The sequence below is a fragment of the Rhizobium phaseoli genome (assembly GCF_001664385.1).
Lineage (GTDB): Bacteria > Pseudomonadota > Alphaproteobacteria > Rhizobiales > Rhizobiaceae > Rhizobium > Rhizobium phaseoli.
On record NZ_CP013536.1, the window covers coordinates 190,467 to 209,271 of the forward strand.

At 64.2% G+C, this 18,805-nt stretch carries 16 protein-coding genes; 1 reads left to right on the forward strand and 15 read right to left on the reverse strand.

The window, feature by feature from the left end; all coding sequences use genetic code 11:
- Positions 1-36 precede the first annotated feature (36 nt).
- From AMC88_RS28130 to AMC88_RS28145, 4 genes are all read right to left on the reverse strand, one after another.
- Entirely contained in the window at positions 37-738 is a 702-nt protein-coding gene (locus AMC88_RS28130; protein WP_064824075.1) for an RNA polymerase sigma factor, read from the reverse strand.
- Between the two features lie 37 nt (positions 739-775).
- Positions 776-1,087, reverse strand: coding sequence for a cupredoxin domain-containing protein (locus AMC88_RS28135; protein ID WP_064824074.1), 312 nt, complete (start codon positions 1,085-1,087; stop codon positions 776-778).
- Positions 1,088-1,094: 7 nt separating this feature from the next.
- Complete coding sequence (locus AMC88_RS28140; RefSeq protein ID WP_064830129.1) at positions 1,095-1,616, reverse strand: DUF4142 domain-containing protein; 522 nt, start codon at positions 1,614-1,616, stop codon at positions 1,095-1,097.
- Positions 1,617-1,758: 142 nt separating this feature from the next.
- Positions 1,759-2,106, reverse strand: a complete 348-nt coding sequence (locus tag AMC88_RS28145; RefSeq protein WP_064830130.1) for a DUF488 domain-containing protein — start codon at positions 2,104-2,106, stop codon at positions 1,759-1,761.
- A 205-nt stretch (positions 2,107-2,311) separates the two neighbouring features.
- Here AMC88_RS28145 and AMC88_RS28150 point away from each other — a divergent pair, with 205 nt between their 5' ends.
- Positions 2,312-3,451, forward strand: coding sequence for a polysaccharide biosynthesis/export family protein (locus AMC88_RS28150; protein WP_064830131.1), 1,140 nt, complete (start codon positions 2,312-2,314; stop codon positions 3,449-3,451).
- On the opposite strand, the gene AMC88_RS28155 is transcribed toward AMC88_RS28150, so the two are convergent.
- From AMC88_RS28155 to tssC, 11 genes are read right to left on the reverse strand one after another with little or no spacing between them, the layout of a single operon-like run.
- Positions 3,448-4,353, reverse strand: coding sequence for a serine/threonine-protein kinase (locus AMC88_RS28155; protein ID WP_064824070.1), 906 nt, complete (start codon positions 4,351-4,353; stop codon positions 3,448-3,450). The two genes, AMC88_RS28150 and AMC88_RS28155, sit on opposite strands and share 4 nt — an antisense overlap.
- The gene (gene tagF, locus AMC88_RS28160; protein WP_064830132.1) at positions 4,343-5,716 is read right to left on the reverse strand and encodes a type VI secretion system-associated protein TagF; all 1,374 of its coding nucleotides are present in this window, start codon (positions 5,714-5,716) and stop codon (positions 4,343-4,345) included. The genes AMC88_RS28155 and tagF overlap by 11 nt, the downstream gene beginning before the upstream one ends.
- 10 nt (positions 5,717-5,726) lie before the next feature.
- Entirely contained in the window at positions 5,727-9,203 is a 3,477-nt protein-coding gene (gene tssM / locus AMC88_RS28165; protein WP_064830133.1) for a type VI secretion system membrane subunit TssM, read from the reverse strand.
- Positions 9,200-10,732, reverse strand: a complete 1,533-nt coding sequence (tssL, locus tag AMC88_RS28170; RefSeq protein WP_064824067.1) for a type VI secretion system protein TssL, long form — start codon at positions 10,730-10,732, stop codon at positions 9,200-9,202. Before tssL ends, tssM begins: the two co-directional genes overlap by 4 nt.
- Positions 10,729-12,069 carry a type VI secretion system baseplate subunit TssK gene (tssK, locus tag AMC88_RS28175; RefSeq protein ID WP_064824066.1) on the reverse strand — a complete coding sequence of 447 codons (1,341 nt, stop codon included), beginning with the start codon at positions 12,067-12,069 and terminating at the stop codon, positions 10,729-10,731. Before tssK ends, tssL begins: the two co-directional genes overlap by 4 nt.
- Positions 12,059-13,243 carry an FHA domain-containing protein gene (locus AMC88_RS28180; RefSeq protein WP_064824065.1) on the reverse strand — a complete coding sequence of 395 codons (1,185 nt, stop codon included), beginning with the start codon at positions 13,241-13,243 and terminating at the stop codon, positions 12,059-12,061. Before AMC88_RS28180 ends, tssK begins: the two co-directional genes overlap by 11 nt.
- Before the next feature lie 10 nt (positions 13,244-13,253).
- The gene (gene tssG / locus AMC88_RS28185; protein WP_064824064.1) at positions 13,254-14,255 is read right to left on the reverse strand and encodes a type VI secretion system baseplate subunit TssG; all 1,002 of its coding nucleotides are present in this window, start codon (positions 14,253-14,255) and stop codon (positions 13,254-13,256) included.
- 21 nt (positions 14,256-14,276) lie between these two features.
- Entirely contained in the window at positions 14,277-16,058 is a 1,782-nt protein-coding gene (gene tssF / locus AMC88_RS28190; RefSeq protein ID WP_064830134.1) for a type VI secretion system baseplate subunit TssF, read from the reverse strand.
- Positions 16,051-16,560 (reverse strand): type VI secretion system baseplate subunit TssE, encoded by a 510-nt coding sequence (gene tssE, locus AMC88_RS28195; protein ID WP_064830135.1) that lies wholly within the window; start codon positions 16,558-16,560, stop codon positions 16,051-16,053. The genes tssF and tssE overlap by 8 nt, the downstream gene beginning before the upstream one ends.
- Positions 16,553-17,383, reverse strand: coding sequence for a type VI secretion system accessory protein TagJ (locus AMC88_RS28200; RefSeq protein ID WP_064830136.1), 831 nt, complete (start codon positions 17,381-17,383; stop codon positions 16,553-16,555). The genes tssE and AMC88_RS28200 overlap by 8 nt, the downstream gene beginning before the upstream one ends.
- Positions 17,380-18,768: a type VI secretion system contractile sheath large subunit gene (tssC, locus tag AMC88_RS28205; protein ID WP_064824060.1), complete on the reverse strand. Its 1,389-nt coding sequence runs from the start codon at positions 18,766-18,768 to the stop codon at positions 17,380-17,382. The genes AMC88_RS28200 and tssC overlap by 4 nt, the downstream gene beginning before the upstream one ends.
- Positions 18,769-18,805 lie beyond the last annotated feature (37 nt).

Here is an 18,805-nt window from a genome sequence, read left to right on the forward strand (position 1 = left end):
TCGTCGATCTGGCGGCATTCTTCGGTATCATGACGTCTAGCGAAGCGCCGCGACGACGCGGTCGGCCATGAAAGCGCAGCGGGCGCCATCGAAGGGAAACAGCGCCGAGAAGGCGCCGGACAGCCGTTTTTCAATCGACTGGCGCATCATCTTCCGCGCTCGGTGCAGCCGCGTCTTTGCGGTTTCGGGTCTTATGCCGAGATAGGATGCGGCCTCGTCGGTGCTCATGCCCTCGACATCCCGCAGCACGAAGATGGCCCGAAAGTCATCCGGCAGTTCGTCGACCGCCTGTTCCAGCAGTTGCCGCGCCTGGCTTCGCGACAGCTCGGTTTCCGGATCTGTCGCCGATAGCGAGGACGGAAACTGCACGACCTGGCCACCCGCCGACGTCGCTTGCATGTCGATCTCCTCCAGTCCGGTGGTGTTCTTTTGCGCGCGGACCCGGCCCAAAGCCTCGTTGAGCGCAATTCGGGTCAGCCATGTCGAAAGCTCGGCCTCACCGCGGAATGCCGACAGGCTGGCGAAGGCCTTGATGTAAGACGCCTGGACGACATCTTCGGCCTCCGCATCGTTGCGGATGACGGCGCGCGCGGTGCGGAACAGTCGCTGATTGTGACGCTGGATGATGGCGCGGATGGCGACCTCGTCGCCGATTTTTGCCAGCGGCAGGAGGTCGGCGTCGGCAAGTGCCGATAGAAGCGGTCGATGTCGTGTGACCGGAACCGGAATGGCTGTCATGGAAATCTTCGCTGCTCCGTGTTTCCAAGAGTCCGGCCTATGGCCGGACGTCCAGTGTGCCCGTCATGGCGGGATGAAAGCGGCAGTAAAAATCGACCGCTCCCGCTCGGCTGATCGTCAGGCGACCTTCCGATTTCGGCGGCAGATCGATGTCGAAGCTTTTGTCACGCGCCGTTGTCGTATGCCGGAATATATCATCATTTCGCCAGACGATCACATCGCCGACATGCAGTTCGGCAGGCGGCGCACTGAATTTCATGCCCGTGATGGTGACCTGATATTCCGCCGCCGATGCTGCCCCGGCCCAAAGTACAAACAGCAGCGGCAGCGATTTCATCAGCAGGTTCATCGCAAACCTACTTCATCATCGAGGCAAGATGCTCGGCATGCATCTGGTGCTGCTTGAACAGGGTCAGGCCTGTTTCCAGGAGCGACTTCAGCTCCTTGTTCTGAGCCGAGGGGATCAGCACCGTGGACAGCGCTGAATTGACCGACTTGTGATAGGCGACTTCATTTTCGACATAGGCCTTGTCGAAGGCCGCGCCGTCGAGAGCCTCAAGCGTCTTCAACTCCTTGCTTGCTTGAGCCGAGAGCGACTGGCTGATCTTGTTGTCTTCGGGCGTCACCTTCAGCTTCTTGACGAGGGCGAGCGCCTGGTCGTTGACGGCCTTATGGTCGCGTTCCATGGTCTTGGCGAATTCGATGACTTCGGCATTCTTGCTTTTCTTCAATGCCTGTTCAGCGGCGGTGACGTCGATCTGCCCCGCCGTGTAGGCGATATGGGCGATCTGAGGGTCGGTCGGCTTGGCATCGGCGGCGAGTGAAACCGTGCCGAGCGAGGCCGCTATCAGCGCTGCACCGAAAATCTGTTTCAACATGATCTGTCTCCCTGTGTCGTGTGAATGCCTTCCGCGGCGCCGGCGCGTCTTTGGAAGCAGGCATTGGACGCAGATCCGTCGAAAAGGTTCCCGGAAATTTTTACGCAGGGGCAGCCTCTCATCGGCGTCGGGCGCCGATGTTTCAGTTTCTGCCGAGGAACCGCTGCAGCACGATCGCGTGATTGTGCTGCAGGTCCTTCGCCGCATAGAGAAGCGTTGCGTCCGATTTTCCGATCTGGTGTTCGAGTTCTTCGACGGCCGATGCGTTCATTTCGAGTTCGCCCTGGTAGCGGCGCTGGAACTCTGTCCATCTGGCGGGGTCGTGGCCGAACCAGCGGCGCAGCGCCGGGCTCGGCGCGATCTCCTTCAGCCAGAGATCGACTGCCGCATCCTGCTTGCTCAACCCGCGCGGCCAGAGCCTGTCGACGAGAATGCGGATGCCGTCCTTGTCTTGCTTCGGTTCGTAGATTCGTTTGATGTGCAACGTCATTTGCTCACCCGCATCGGTTCAGAATCCTTTTCGACCGAAGAGATGAGCGAAGGACTCGGTTCCACCTTAAGAGATATGGTTGCCAATTAGTCACAGCTGACTGCCCCTAAGCTGTCACAATTGATTTTTCGCGTGTAACTGGTATTGCTCGGTCATCTACCGCTGATATTTTCCGATTCTCCCAATATTGCCAAAAGGATAAGTGATGCGAAAGCTGGCGCCGTTCGTTCTGGTTGCAGTTCTCAGTGCCTGCGCTCGGCCAGCCGACGGCCCAACCGCCGGTGGTTTTTACAACGCCACGGCACCTGGAACCAACGAGCGGATCCCTGTCGTCCGGCTTTCGGAAGCGCCGATGGGGCCGGTTTCGGCCGTTCCGCTTGCCTATGCCGCCTCCGATCCCGGCCTCAGCGCCATGCGCTCAAGCGGATTTGCCGATACGAAACTCAGGCGCGGCGACGTCATCGAGGTGACGATCCTCGATCCCGGCGAAGATGGGCTTTTCTCCTCGACGGAGAGCAAGACCCTTAATCTCGGCCGCTTCACCGTCGATTCGACAGGCAATGTGACGCTTCCCTTCATCGGCAAGCAGCGCGTGGTGGATTCCTCGATCGAGGCGCTGCAGACGCGCATCGTCACCGGCCTGAAGGGCTCGGCCGTCAATCCGCAGGCCGTCGTCACGGTGGTCGACAGGCCCTCCAGCGGCGTCACCGTTAATGGCGACGTGCGCTCCGCCGGCCGCTTTCCGCTCACCGCGCGCAAGGAGCGTGTGCTCGATGCCGTCGCGCTTGCCGGTGGCGCATCCTCTGCGCCGGGCTCGGCCACCGTCACGCTGATGCGCGGCAAACAGCGCGCCACGGTGCCGCTGCAGCGCGTCATCGACGACAGCAAGCAGAATGTCTACCTGCTGCCGGATGATCAGATCTACGTCGACAAGGATTCGCCGACCTTCACGGCCTTCGGCGCCTTCAAGAGTGTCGGCGAGTTCGAATTCGAGCCGGGTCGGCTGACGCTGGCGCAGGCGCTCGGCCGGGCCGGCGGCCTGCTCGACGACCGGGCCGATGCGAGCAATTTCTATGTGCTGCGCAACCAGCCGGTCTATACGCAGGTGGCGGCGGCGAACGCCAAGACGGCAGCGCCCGTCGTGGTGAGCAGCAAGCCGGTGATCTACCGCGTCAATATGAAGGACGTTTCCAACCTGGCGCTGATGCAGCGTTTCCAGATGATGGACGGCGATATCATCTACGCCAGCAATGCCGGCCTGGTGGACTTCGCCAAGCTCTTCAATGTCTACCAGAAGAGCGTGCCGACGGCCGCTGCACCAATCCCCGGTTCGAGCGGCAATTAAAAATCGACCGGAGATTTCCAGGGGCCGCCGAGCAGATGCAAGGCGGCCTTTGCATTTTCCGGCCTGTCTTGCGGATCACGCTGCGACAGACGGATCGCCAAAGCCTCCAAGCCTTCCTCGCGTTCCGTGCAATGGCTGAGCAGCAGGGTCAACAGAAGCCCGGCTGCGTAGAGATCGGACCGTCCGTCGAGCGGTTCACCTGCCATCTGTTCTGGAGAGGCGAAATCCGGCCGGCCGGCAAAAGCGAGGTCGAATTGGCGATGCCGGCATCCGGCCTCGAGCGCGACGCCGAAATCGGCGATCTTCAAACGAGAGAAATTTCCGTCAGACAGAAGGTTGAGCGGCGACAGGTCGCAATGCACGAAACCGGCGGCATGGATCGCGCCGAGGCCGGAGAGCACCGATGTCATGAGCGAGGCCACGTCAGCGGGAGACAGTGGTCTTTGCTGCAAGAGCTCTGCAAGCCGGCTTCCGATCCATTCCATGACGAGGGCAGGGCGTCCGTCGGCAAGACGCAGAATGGTTTGCGTCGCGACAATGTTGGGATGGCGCAGCGCCATGCCGATTTCCGCCTCGCGCAGCATGAGTTTCCTCAGCACGGGATCGTCGGCATGTTCGAGCCGCGGCATTTTGATCGCATGAAACGTTCCGAGATCGCGATGGCGGGCGCGGTAGACCTGGATGACTGCGCCATCATGAACCAGCCTCTCCAGCACAAAACTGTTGGCAATGATCGTGGTGTCCGTATCACTGAGGCGGGCCTCGCCTCGATCGAGCGCGTCCCGGACCCTGTCTATCAGGATTTTCCTGGTCTCGGGTGAACCCTGATTCAACGCTTGCCAGAGATGTGCAAAGCGCCGCGCGATCTCCTCGAAATCCGCTGCCGGAGGGTCATGGCTCATCGGTCTTCACGTCGATTACGATGGCGCTGAGATTATCACGGCAATTGGCGATCAGCCCCTCCTGGACGAGGATGTCGGCTGCCTTGTCGATTTCCGCGGAAAGGAGAATTTCGGCGATGCTGCGCTCGGGCACGGCGCTCGGCAGTGGCGCGCTGCAGAGCAGCAACCGGTCGCCGGGCTGCAAGCCGCCGGAGAGAACTTCGGGAACGAGATGCCCGCGCAGCCCAATGGCGCGCGACAGTGTGCGCCGCAGGCCGATCTCCACATGGTCGCGGGTGAGGCAGCGCATCATGCCGTCCCGCAGAAGATAGCAGCGGGCATCGCCGGCCCAGAGCAGAGCGCAGCTCTCCTGCAGCGTGGTCAGGACGACGATGCTGGCGGCCGACGGCTCGCGGGTCTCCGAAAGATAGGCCGACTGAAGCAGGCCGTGGGCACGGCCGAGCTTGCCCTTGATCTCCTGCACCAGAGCTTCGATCGTCTGCTGTTTGGCGGTTTCGGCCAGCACGTGAACGGTGATCTTGCCGACATTTGCGGCAGCGTTGCTGTCGCCGACGCCATCGGCAACGGCGAAGAGCGAGGGCGTTTCAGAAATGAGCAGCGCGTCGGCATTGACTGAGAGCCGCGTGCCGGCATGCGTGGCGTGGCTGTGCCGCAATATGAGAGGATGATGTGGTTCGATGCCGACGGGACGCGGTGCCTCAGTCGTTTCGGGTCGCGGGCCTGCCGAAGCGGCGGGGGAATTGTCGTGCAGCAGTTTCGAAAAATGTCCGGGCTCCGGGGCGCCGCTGACACGAAAGCCTTTGGCGCGTCGCTCTTCGGGGTCGATCCGCCACCAGAGCGTACCGCGGCTGGAGGCGTTGTTCTGCAATATCTCGTTTTCCGCGAGGTCGGCCGGGCGTAGGGTCCGCAAACGCTTCAGGCTTGCGGTGAAATGGTTGATGTCGAAATCCCGCCTGGCCGAGCTTTCGGCGATCGCTTCGGCCGCTGTGAACCACGTGTTGTCGAGATAGAGCTGGCGTGGATGCTCGACAAAGCCGTGAAGCTGCGCCGCGATGACCAGGGGAAAACTGCGCCCGACGCGGTCGACGCTTGGAAGCAGCACGCCGGCAACGGTTGCCGGCCCCCAGAGGCCACGCTCGATGATGAAACGCCATGCCGGCATCGAGCGGAAGCGACGTTCCCAATCCTCGCCGAGTTCCTGCTGCGCCGCCTGCAGCCCGGCCTGCATCCAGGCGTCGAGTGCGGATTGCAAGCTGTGGCCGAGGCCCATCGAAACAAAATCGCCATGGCTCGGCAGCTTGCCGTAGAAGCCGATCCTGTCGGCTTCAGCCGGAGTTCGCTCGAGGGTGGCGCGCTCGTTCATGACGTCGCGATCAGAATTGCGCCGGGCAGGAGAAGGCGCCGAGCGCCTCCAGCCGGAATGGATTGAGCACCGAACCGAACTGCACGTCGAACTCCGCCGCCCGGCCATCCTGCTCGAATTTCGCCCGGAAAAGATCGTCGCCCTGGATCGTGACATTGGCATCGTCGAAGAGCCGGAAGGGCGACCAGTCGCCGTTCTCGGTCAGGGCCTGCTGCCAGCCGCCCGGCTGGAAGGCGATCCGCGAGGCGTTGCTGGCTTCCGCCGATGGCCAGGTGATCGATTTCGACTGGATCGGGCCGTGGAAATAAACGACGCGTTCGCCCTCGATCTCCAGCATCACGGCGCTGGCGGCATCGGTCAGCGATACCGGCTTGATGTTGATCGTGATCGACGGGTCCTTGCTGCCGGCCGGGAAGAAGGCGCGGTTGATCTTGTCGGCATTCTCGAACTGGGCGATCGCTGCGCTCGGAATGCTCGCCGCCCCGAAGGTGCCCTTCCAGCCCCATGGCGAAGCGCTGGTATCGACGAAGGCTTCGAGCTTCTCCTTGAAGAAGCTCTTGAACAGGCCTTCCGGCCCGAAAAGCCTCACGAAGTCGCTCATCGCTACGTCGCGCGCGGATTTTCGATCGAAGGGATAACGGCCGGCCACGACATTCGAGCAGAAACCGGCACCCTCCGCGGCCCAGGCGTCGCTGATGCGCGAACGAGCGGATTTGACCGCCAGCGATCCGACATCGGCGGCGAGCCCCGCCATCCATGTATCAATTGGCGCCGGCAACTTCCGGGCCTGCTGCAGCAAGTCCTGATTGGCGTCGGTCAGCTGGCTATCGACGTCGAAGACTTTCGCCACTTCGGCCGTAGAGGTCGTCGCCCGCGAAAGCTGCTCCTGCACTTTCTGCAGGATCGGTTCCAGCTGCCCGATCTCCGAGCGCGGCGCCTCCTTCGATTGATCGGGAAGCCGCGATTGGCCGGCCGGCGCCTTCAGCGCCTCTCGAAGACGGCCGAAGGGATCGGGCGCATTGGCGGCACTGCTCAGAGCCATTGTTGAGTCGCTCAAGCTGCCGCCGGCAGCCGAGGCGATCTCGGCGCCGGGGCCGCGCAGATCGGTGGCCGCGGCGATCGAATTCGCGATCGTCTCAACGGGGCCGGGTTTGCCGGCGAGGATCCGGGTGGTCTCAGAGGCGTCGCTGATCGTCTGAGAAGGTTTGACCCTGATATCGGTCAAGAGGGTCGACCAGCGTTGATCGAACTTGTCGAAGTAAAGCTGAAGTGTGGCCTGGGCGACGGTGTCCACCGTGACACCGGCGGGATTGGGGACGCCGCGAACCCACTGCTCGTCGAGTGCCTCGCGCGCGGCCTCGCTGATCTCGGGCAGAACGACGGTCCGGTAGCCGGTGGCGGAAAACAGGCCGGGGATGCTCTCGCTCAGCGGCGCCCTGGAGGTCCGCTCGAATGCCTGTTCGCCGAGCGGACCGAGCGCCCCGGCCGGGCTCCAGCCGGGAAGGGCGCGGGAGGCGCGGTATTCCGCCAGGATCTCATAGGCGCGGCTGGCGATGTTCTGCGAGCGGATGATCTCGCGCGCCTTGGCGATCAGCGCCTTGTCGAGTTCGATCGGCGGCAGCGCGCCACTCGCCATGGCCTCGGCATGGGCGATCAGCGCCTTGCGCGCCGCGGTACGGCCTTCGTCGGGATAGAGCCTGGTGAACATGTCTTCCGCTTCCAGGGATGCGAAATCCACATTCATCGGGCCGAGCCCGCCGAGCATGCCGTAGAGTTTCAGCGCGTCGAAGGTCCGAGTGACGTCGGTGGTCACGGTCATCTCCTTCTGGAGCTGCACCAGCATGCGGGGCAGGAGCAGCGTGTTCAGCGCCCGCTGATAGGCTTCGCGCTGGCGGCTCGCGACCTTGCCTTCCTGATCGAGGCCGAGGCTCACCGGCCAGACGCGGGTCTTGGAAAAATCGGCGCTGACGGCGGCGAGATTGTCGAGCGCCGGCAAAATACGCAGGAAGTCCGCATCCGAAACATCGCGCACCGGCACGCCGCGCACCAGCTGCTCATAGGCATCGATGCGTCTTTCGGCGGCGGCGAGCGCCGTGGTGTTCTGGACGTAGGTGGCTGTCCAGCTCGTCAGCACAACGGCAAGCAGCAGCACAGCAGCGGCGTAGGCAGCCCGGCGGAACAGCAGCTGCCGGCCGGAAAGCCGCTTGTCGCGCGCGACCAGCGAAGCTTCGCCGAAGATCACCTCCTTGAAGAGGCGCGAGAGAAAATAGCTGCGCCGCGCCCGGGGGATGGCAACCGTCTCGTCTCTCTGCGTGCCGGAGGCGAAATAGATGCCGCGCAGGAGCGGCGCCTCGACCAGTTTCGAGCCCGAGCAAAGCTCCGTCGTCACCTCATGCAGGCGCTCCTTCAGCGAAGCGAGCTCGGCTGGGAAACGGAAGATGCGGCCGCGCAGTTCGGGATTGGGCTCCTGCTGCAGGCGTTCGATCAGCATGGCGTCGACGCGCTGCTGGAGCAGGGTGAACTCCTCCATGAAGCGTTCCGGCAGGTTTGCCGCCTTGTAGCTCTCGTCGAGCCCGAAGGTCGTGCCCCACACCTGCTCGCGATCGCTCTTGTTAAAGCCGTCGAAGAACTCGACGAAGCCGGTCAGGAGATCGGCCTTGGTCAGAAGCAGATAGACCGGCACGCGCGCATGCAGGAGTTCGTCGAGTTCGGACAGTCGCTGGCGGATCGCCCGGATTTCCTCGCGCTGCGCTTCGGGGTCGCGCGTCAAGAGATCGCCGATCGACAGCGTCACCAGCGCGCCGTTGATCGGCTGCGACCGGCGGTATTTGCGCAAGAGGCCGAGAAAGCCTTCCCAGCCGGCCTTGGCGGTGCCGTTCAGATCGTCCTGCGTGGTGTAGCGGCCGGCGGTATCGATGAGGATCGCCTCGTCGGTGAACCACCAATTGCAATTGCGCGTGCCGCCGATGCCCTGCACCGAATTGCTGCCGAGCGCATCGCCGAGCGGCAATTTCAGGCCGGAATTGGTGAGCGCCGTCGTCTTGCCGGAGCCCGGCGCGCCGAAGATCACATACCAGGGCAGCTCGTAAATATAGCCGAAGCGTCGCTTGGTAATGCGGCGCAGGAGCTGCAGGGCCTCCTTCAGCCGGCTGTGGATCTCGCCGACCTCAGTCTGCTGGCTGGCTGCCGCTTCGGCCTCGGCGTCGCGCTCGATCCCTTCGACGAGCTGCTTGTCGCGTCGCCGGTCGCGGATCACAGTGAAGAGGAGATAGGCGAGCCAGGCGGCGATGATGATACCGATCAGCGTCAGCCGTGCCGACGTACTCGCCAGCGGCTTGAAATCGCCATAGGCGGCGAGGTAGCCGTAGAACCAGATGACGATGCAGATTGCCGCCACCCAGATGATCGAGATGAAGCGGCGGCCGAGGAGGCCGGCATAGGCCTCCACATAGGAACGCAGCGTATAGAAATAGCTTAAGGGGTTCATCGCGAAGCGCCTCCTGCTGCGGGCGCCGTTTCATTGGGGTTTTCGGCCTCGATCGGCGGCGTCTTGAAGCCGACGTCGCTCAGCCGTTCGCTCGGATCGGTCAGCACCAGGATCTCGGTGCGGCGGTTCATCTCCCGGCCCTCCTGCGTGTCGTTGCCGGCGATCGGATCGCTGTCGGCGCGTCCCTCGGTCAGGATCGCGCCCGGCCCGGTGAAGGCGCTCAATATGTCGCCGACCGCCTTGGCGCGCGCTTCCGACAGATGCCAGTTGGAGGGGAACTGGATGGTGCGGATCGGCACATTGTCGGTATAGCCCACCACGACGGCGCGGAATTTCTCTGCGGCGAGGGCGCCGCCGATCCGCTGCAGGAGATCGTGGAATTTCTCGCTGACCTCGGCGCTGCCGGTGGCAAACAGGCCGGAATTGCTGATGCGCACCAAGAGCCTGCCGTTCGAATCTGAGAGCGTGACCAGCTTCCTCTCGACCTCCGGCTGGAGGAAGGCGAGCAGGTTGTCGAGCCGGCTCGGCGGCTTCACCTGCGGCGGTGGAGGTGGCGGCGGAGTTTCGGCGACCACGACAGGCGGAGGTTCGTGTGGAGGCTCGGGAATCTCGATGAGCACGCTTGGCGTGTCACGTGGCGGCAGCTTGGCCAGGCGCTCGAAAGTGCCGTCGGAGGCACGGTTGAGCGAGAGCGTGAAGAAGAGATAGCCGAGCGCCAGGATCAGCGTCAGGACGGAAAGAAGCGTCCAGAGCGCGGCGGCGGTGCGCAGCGGTTGGTGCCGCGCCGAAACGCCCTTCCAATGCGGGGAAAGCTCGCGTTCGAAGACGCCGTATTGCCCCAGCAGCGTCTTGTAGAGGCTGTCGCGGATACGGGCGAGCTCCAGCCCGCCGCGCGCGGAGACGCGGGTACGGCCCTCGAAAGCGAGCGACAGGCAGAGATAGATGAGGAGCAGCAGGTCCTTGTTGGCGCCGGGGCTCTGATGGAAATGGTCGAGTAGGTCGAATACCCGTTCGCCGCCGGTCACGTCCATATGGAAGGTGGAGACGAGGCCCGAGCGAGCCCAGCCGGCGCGCACACCCCAGGCTTTGCTGAGCACGACGTCATCAACCGTGGCGCAGACGACATAGTGGGCGGCACGTGCGCGTTCGGGACTGATGCGCGCGCTTGCCAGATCCCGCTCGTAGCGGCCGACGGCTGCAATCGCCACCGCTCTCAGCTCATCGATGTCGGGCTGCTCTTCGGTGTAGCGCAGGCCATGGGCAAGGTTGAGGAGGGGCGCTGCGGAGCGCACCAGGGTCGGCACGTCCTCGGCCCCGAAGCGGAAATCCTTGACGAGTGTTTCGACGGAGGCTCCGCCGTTTGCAGGCGCTGCCGCCGCTCCCATTCTCTTCCCGCTTTCGGGGAAATCCAGAACGTCGTCCAGCATCTCCGCCATCTTGCGGGCGGATTGCTTCTTCTTCACGCCATCCTCGGTGAGTTCGACGATGGTCGGGAGATTCTGCCAGGTGGAAGCGGAGTCGTTCTTCATTCTCTAAGGGCCCACAGTCGTATTTCGAGCCCGGGGAAATCGCCGGCGAGATGCACGGCGATGGCGCCCGAAGTGTCGAGTTGTTTCCAGAGCGGATTCTTGGTGTCGAGTTCGAAATAGATGGTGCCGGAGCGATAGGGCAGCTGGCGCGGCAGCACTGGCAGCGGCCGCACGGGAATGCCCGGCAGCGCGACGTTGACGAGGTCGGCGATGCGCTCGACCGGGCCGACCTTGATCTGCGCCGGCAGCTTGCGGCGCACGTCTTCGGCAGGCATTTCGGCCCGGACCGCCAGCACGAAGCCGGCATCCCGAAGCAGGGTGCGGTCGTTGATCGTGCCGATCCTGACACCATGCCGGCGTTCGGTAAGCTCGATTGCGACCGCCGCTTGTTCGAGCACCGAGGAAAGCGAAGCGCGCAAATCGTCGAAGACGGCGGCGAAAGTCGCCTTCAGGTCGTCGTGCCGGTAAGGCGGGAAGTCGCTGGCGCGCTTGCGCTCGGTCGTGAACGTGGCGAGTTCGCCGGCAAGCTGAATGCAGTGCTCGTAAAAGACGATCGGGTGGATACGTGTGGCATTGGCTGAAATATGCTTCAGCATCGGATCGGCGCGGTTGAGGATCTGCAGGAGCAGGTAGTCGCCGACCTCGGCCGTCCCGCGGATTGTGGGATCGCCGATCCGTTCGGCGATCGCTTCGGCGCGGTGGCGCACGATACCGAGAAGCTCGGTGATCAGCTCGTTCAGCCGGCCGGCGGCCGTGCAGTTGAGGCTCGGCAGGATGTAATCGGGATCGAGAATGACAGCCCTGTCGGAGCGCACCTCGATGATGCGCGCGAGCCCGATCAGTTCGTAGCCGGCAAGCTCGTCGCCGGTCCTGAGATAACGCAGGCTGAGGCGGCCGACATCGATCGGCGCCATGAAGTCGGTCTCGATATTGGCGTCGGGCGCCTCATAGGGCGAAGCGACGAGCCGGACGCTGTTGCGCTGAGCGCCGCCGTTCAGCGCAACATCCGCCTTGCCGGGCTGGCGGGCGGGCAGCGCGAGATAGACAATCGCATTCTTGGTGTTCTCGTCGAGATCGAGTGGTGGCGGCAGGTCCGCATCGACCGGGGCTTCGAACGGCGTGCCATCGGGCAGCACGCCGCGCAGGTTCGACAGGGCGAACTGGCCGATCGCCAGCGCGCCGCGGTCGATGCCGATTTCGGTTATGCCCCAGGGATAGGGCGACAGGCTGTGCGTGGCGGTGCGCACGAGCCGCTCGGTCCAGCGGTCCGACTGCTGAAAATGCTGCACGCGAAGGAACATGCCTTCGCTCCAGGCTACCCGGTTCTCATTCCTCATGATGCGCGTCTTTTCCTTCCTGCCTGTCTTGCGGACGAGGCCCTGCCTTTCCGCCGTTCACCGCGCCTGATATCGCGTCGCGGAAAACATCCTGGATCGACCGGCTCTTGCCGTCCTTTTCGAATTCCGCCCGGTAGGCCTGCCAATAGTTCCGGTCCCGCCGCCAGGGCAGGTCCCAGGGGCCGGTCTCGACCTGCGCCTCGACAAAGCGCGGTTCCAGCCGGTTCGCCGCCTGGACCAGGGCCTCGAGCGCGGAATTGAGCTTGAGCTGTTGGCCGAGCAAGGCCTCGATGCGCGCGAGGAGGGCCTCCTCCCGGCCGGCCAGGAAATCCGGCTCCGGGCCGGAGGTCGGCGCGTTCATGTCGAAGACGGCATAGGCACTCTCGGCTGCCTCTTCGAGCCGGGTAAGCAGCAGCTCCAGACGATCAGCAAAGGCCTCCGGCCGGCCGATTGTTAGGGTTGGAAAGTCCTCGGCTTCGGGCTGCGGATCGTTGTCGTTGACGATCTCGATCGCGGCCGACCGGCGCTGCGCGATCGGCACCGAGACATGAGTGGCGGCGCCATGCTCGAGGTGGCTGCCATATTCGGTCTCGTCGGAATTCCAGTCCTCCGGTAGAAGCTGGGTGAGCGAGCGGGTTTCCGGCGGGCCGCTCCAGCCGATCTCGACATTGCGGGAGGAGGCTACGCCTTTCCTGCCGCCCTGTTCGGGCAAGGTCCAGTCATCGGCAATGCGTTCGCCGAGAATGCCGCTGGCAGTCCGGCCGCCCGGAGCGATGTCGGCGAGGATCGCGGAAATGGTCAGTGGTTCGTCGCTGAGCATGAGACCGGCATCGGGATCTTCGATTTCCTGGTCGCTACTGCCTGAGATGTGAACTGAGAATGCAAGCCCGCCCATCTCCAGCCGCGACCGGTCGAAGAGTCTCGCGATCTCGCCTTCATGCACGATGACGCCATCGACCCGGGAGCCGTTGGCGCTCTGGTCGCGCAACAGGAAGCCGTCGCGGTCGCGCTCGATGATGCAATGCAGTTTCGAAATCGAACGTCGGTCCTCCGGCAGCCGCCAGTCGCAATCGGGCGCCCGGCCGAGCGTGCGCCGGCCGCGTTCGAAGAACCATTTCGATCGGCCGGCCGGCATGGCCACGTCGCTGGTGATCTCTCTCAGTTCGAGCCGCATCCTCGCCTCCTCACCGCATCTCGGTCGACAGGCGTTCGACGACGACCGCATCGCCGCTGTCCTTTGCCGCCGGTGCGACCCTCGCCCAGCTATTCCAGCCGAGACGAGGCGGATCGCCTGCCTGGCCGAGCCGGCAGAAGGGAACATCCTCCTTCCTCAGCACGACCTGTATGTCGAAATCGAGCGCCGAGCCGACATAGAGCCGGGTCAGGGCGAAGAGTTCGGTGATGGCCTTTCCGCCCGGCGCAAGCGTGAGATAATCGGCATAACCCAGCGGGCCGATGACGACGCGAAAGCCGCCGCTGAAATCGTGAACGGCGGCACCGGCTGTGGCATTGACCCCGAGCTGCACGCCCTGCAGTTGGCTCATCCGACTGCGCTCTTCCGGCGGAATGCTCAGCCAGCGGCCGCGGAACAATTCGATCTCCACCGGCAGGCCGCTGAATTCCGCAAGCATGGCGCGGAGATTGACGGTGTTGCGATTGCGCGCCGCGAAGAACCCGGAAAAGCGCAGGATCAACTCCTCGTCGACGCCGCTCTGTTCGACGAGCCGCTTGGTGCCGAAGCCGGTCAGCGACAGCAGCGTGGTGACGAAGGCATTGCTCGCCCAGGTCCCGCCCCAGCGCAGCCGCCGGGCGATGCGGTATTTCTCGCAGGCATCAGCGAAGAGTTCCGCCATGCGTGCCCCGAAGAGATCGAAGAAGCCGGCAAGCGCCCGCGACCGGTTGCGCTCTTCGCGCATGATGAGTTCGTTATAGACTGAAGGCATCGAACCGAGGGCGCCGACGAGGCCGGCAAGCGCGCTGCGCACGGTAGCGCGGCCTCCCTTGCGCTTGTATCCGCTGACCGCAAGCGGCGCCGGCGAGACGCCGACATGAGAGGCGACGTCAAGCCGTCCTTCGCCAACCGACGCCTGCGCGACGCGAAATGCCGTCACCGGCTCGAAGCGGCCGGGGTCGCGTTCGAGCAGGTCGGTAAGCGTGTCTGGCTTGCTGGCGGTTTGCATGTCCATGACTTGACTGGTGGTCCTTTCTCAGAGAAGCGGGCGTTCGGCGGCGCGCGCCGGCCACCGGGCGATCGGCCTCGACTGCCCCTTCATGCCGATGGTGAGCCGGGTGAAGCTGTTGACCGAGGTGTAGAGGCTGAAGAAGCGGTCGAGTAGGCTGCCGAACAGGAAGGCCGAGGGCCGGTCGATGGCGGCCGGATCGAATTCCAGCGTGATCTCGGTGCCCGGCACCATGCCGCCGCTGCCGAGACGGGCCGTCGAATTGGTGGCCTTGATCCGCACCAGCGCGTCGACCAACTGCTTGGTCTCGGGGCTGTCGCGGAAGGCGTAGAGCGACAGGATATCTTTCAGCGCCGCGCCGCCATTGTCGAAGAGCGAGAGATGGTTGAGCACGAGATGCGAGATCAGCCGCCAGTTCCGGCCCTCCTGATCGTTCATTCGCACCGAAGGCGTCGGCGGGATCAGCGCTTCGACGCCGGCCACCGCCTCATGGCCGGAGGCAAGCTGCAGGAAGGGATGGCCGCCGCCGAAGGGAAGCTGTTCCGGCAGGTCGCGGTTGAGGCAGAGCGTATCGACGCTCGCCACCGCATCGACGGGACCGACGGCGCGGCGCTGCCGGTCGACGAAGGCGATGTCCATGTCGCTGGTCCTGTCGTCCTCGTCGAAACGCCGATAGGCCTGCCAGTAGGTGGCGCTCGCGCCCGCCCGCTGCGACCGCCCGAAGAAAGGCTGGCAGAATTCCTCCTGGCCGCGCGATCCGGTCAGCAGCACGCGGTCGATCGAATAGATCTCACGGGTCTTCTGGCGCCGCGCATCGGGCAGGAGACGGTATTCCGTGCGGGTGCCGTCGATGGCGATCGGCTCGCAGACCTGGCGGAAGAGGTTGACGACGGGCGTCGCATTGAGCGCGAAGTCTCGGACGGACACAGCGCGTTCCAGCTTTGCGTCACTCTCCCTGAGATAGATGAAGAGCTCCAGCGTCTCGCCCGACCAGGCATCGAGCCCTTCGATGTCGAGAAAGAGGAACTTGCGGGGCAGGGCGAAGAACTCGGTCAGCAGCCGATAGCCGGTAAAGCTCGGCGCCGGATAGGGCAGCATCGCCTCTTCGGGCTCGAAGCCGACAGGCTTGAGGTTTTTCGCGGGCAGGAAGACAGGCGAACGATCATCTGCATGTTTGGCAAGCGCGATGCCGAGCGTGTGATTGGCCAGCAGCTCGTAGATCGCCACCGCCTGCTGCCAGGCGGACGGAATGTGCAGGCGCAGCCGGTTCACGCCGAGGCTGCCTAGGGGTTTGCGGGCGTCGAGCGGGCGGATGGAAAGCCTGAGGCAACCGGCAACGCCGGCATAGGGCGACAGCGGCGCGTTGATCGGTTGGCCGGAAAGGGTGGCGCCTGTAATTTCGATCGGCGCCATCTCCACGTCCTGCGTGGTGCGGAAGCGGCAGGCTTCGCCGCGCACTGGCTCGGCCAGGATTTCGGTGTGGCGCGGCACGGTCTGGACCGAGGCCAGCGTATCGCCTGGGCGGAACTTGACGATGCTCATCGACGGTAAGGGCGCGAGGTAATGCGGATAGAGCGTTTCGAGCAAGCTGTCGGTCAGTTCGGGAAATTCGTCGTCGAGCTTCTGGCGAACACGCGCGGCCGAATAGGCAAAGCTCTGGATCAGACGCTCCACATGCGGATCGTCGGCGACGTCGCCGGTCATGCGCAGGCGTCCGGCGATCTTCGGAAAGGCATCGGCAAAGCGCGCGGCCCGGCGGCGCAGCGCCAGCAATTCCTCATTGTAACGGTGAAGGAAGCCTTCAGCCATGCGCGGCCTCCACGAGGAAACGCTGGGTGGAAGGGTCGATGGTCGATTCGAAGCTGATCGGCGGCATGCCTTCATGCAGCCGGAAAGTCGCCTGGATGCGCAGGCGCAGCGCCCGCTCGGTCATCGTCCGGCTTTTCAGGATCGTCACCCTGACATCGGAAAGCCGCGTTTCGAACAGCGCGATCCGCCGCTCGATTGCAGTGGCCAGCCTCAGCTTCGCCTCGTCGGTCATCAGATTGGCCGAGACGACGCCATCGACGCCGTAGCTCACCAGCGCATCCTTCAGCTCGGCAAGTGCGGCCGGCGGTGTGGCCGGGCAGCGGCGCGTGTTGAGCAGCGCTTCGAGATCGCGGCGGATCGCCTCGCGCATCTCGCGAACCTGATCGACGAAGCTCACCGGCGGATCGACTGCGCGATCCGGAGCCTCGTCGATCAGCCTGTCGAGGATCGAGCGGGCAAGCACGCGATCGCGTTGCCGGTAGCGTTCGAGCGGATCAGCCATGCGCGACCTGCCTGCCGGCAGAGCTCGCCGGCACGATCTCCAGACTTTGGGTGTCGTGGAAGGAGACGAGTTCGTCGCCGGCGAGGAAACAACGCTGGCCGCGGCCGGTGGTGATGCCGCTCGCTTCCTCGACCCACTCGGTCTCGCGGCCGAGCCTGAGCGTCGCATCCTTGCCAGTGCCGTGATAGACCGCCGGCAGAAGCACCGATGCCGCGGCGCCATCGATCAGCGACAGTTCGGCGCGGCGGAAGGCGAGATCGCGCGGCCGGGCGATCGGCTCGATCGAGACGGCAGCGATCTTGGCGAAGTCGATCCAGAGATAGGCGCCGCCGGTCATGATGACCTCGAGGGCGTGCGGGATGCGGTCATCGAGGTCGCGGAAATCCGAGATCGCCTTGCCATTCCAGATCAACGGACGTTCGCCCCTCAAGGTTTCGAGCGCCTCGAGCGTGGCCCTTGCCTCACGCGCATTGCCTTCACGATGGGCGATGCCGAGGCGCAGCGCCAGCTTGTCGAGTTCGCTCGGCCCCTGCGGAAATTCCGGCACGGCGCCGCTTGCAAACCAGGCATCGCGTGCCGCCATCGCCCGAAGTTCGTTGCGCAGCAGGGCAAAGCCCATTGTCGCGTCGGGGGAGAGGGTCGCGGCAAGGCTGCACTGATTGTCCGCCCGTTCATATTCTCCGGCAAGGACGAGAAGATCGATATAGAGATGCCGCGCTTCCTGATCCGAAGGCCTGGCCTTCAGATGCGCCTTGACCTCTTCGAGCGCCGCGTCGAGAGCGTCATTACTGAGCGACTGGGCGATATTGGCGGAAAGCGTCATGCGGACATCCTCTCGGGGATAGTGACGGGGCGGCTCAGGATCTGGCCCGTGGTCGCGGTCTCGGCGATCAGGTGGAAGCTCGTGGCGACGTCATCGAGCTGGAAATGCGGCTGCAGGCGGACGGTGCAGGAGAAGCTGCCGGGCTTGCCCGGAATTTCGGCGACGCTGATGCCTGCGGAGCGCAACGGAAAGCGGGTGCGCAGCGCGATATCGGCGTCGTCGTTGCCGAGCGTATAGGCGGTCAGCCAGTCCATGAGCTTGCGCTCGATCGAGATCGCATCGGAAAGCTGGCCGATCTCGTCGCGCATGATGACCTTGAGATAATGCGAGAAGCGCGAGGCGCAGAGCACATATTGCAGCATGGCGGCAAGGCGCGCGTTCTGGCGCGCATGCTCGTTGGAATAATGCGGCGGCGCGTGCAGCGACTGGTTGGAATTGAAGATCGCCGAAGAGGAGAGATAGGTGGTCGCGGCCGGGATGATGCCGAGCTCGCAGAGCTGCTGCTCCTGGCTGCTGGTCAGGTGGATTTCGACAGGGGCTTGTGCGGAGAGCCCGTTGCTTTCGGTGCCGAAGTCATAGGGCGGCAATTCGGCCCCGCTCAGCAGGCCGCCGTCGACGGCATCCTGCGTGACGCCGCGGATATCGGCGAACCAGCCGGAATTGATGAAATTGCGGATGACAACCGTCGCGAAGGCGAAGGCGGCGTTGCCCCAGAGCAGCGAGCTGCCGTCGCCGGCAATGCTTTCGCGGAAGGGAAAGCCGTCATTGCGGTTACGCGCATGCGGCGTCAGCGGCGAGCGCATCAGGACGCGCGGCGCGGCGAGCCCGAGAAAACGCGAATCCTCGCGGGCGCGAAGGCCGTTCCAGCGGATGCGGGCGGTCTCGTTGGCAAGCCAGGAAAAATCGTTGACCCGATTGAGCTCGTGGAAATCTTCCAGGCCGATCGCAGCCGGCGCAGCGCCCGCGACGAAGGGGCAGAAGGCGGCGGCAGCCACCATGCCGATCTGCGACAGCGTGCTGACGGGATCGCCGTCGGCGGGATCGGCCGGAGAAAGATGATAGTCGCCGACCAAGAGGCCGAAGGGCTCGCCGCCCGGCATGCCGAACTCGCGGCTGTAGATCAGTTCGAAGAGATGGCTCTGGTCGAAATCGCTGGCGCGCTCCATGCTGCGCGCGAGCTCGCGCCAGCTGACGCTGAGCAGCTTGACCTTGACTTCGCCGCTGCGGCTTGCCTCGCGCACGAGCATGGCAAGGCCGCGCCATCTCGCCTCCATCGCCTGAAAATCGGGATGGTGGAGGATGGCGTTGACTTGCCTGTTCAGCGCTTCGTCGATCAGCGTAATCAGCTGATCCGCCCGGCGCCGCCATTCAGTGCTGGAACCCATCGTCGACCTGACCAAATGTTTCGCAAGAGCTTCGCGC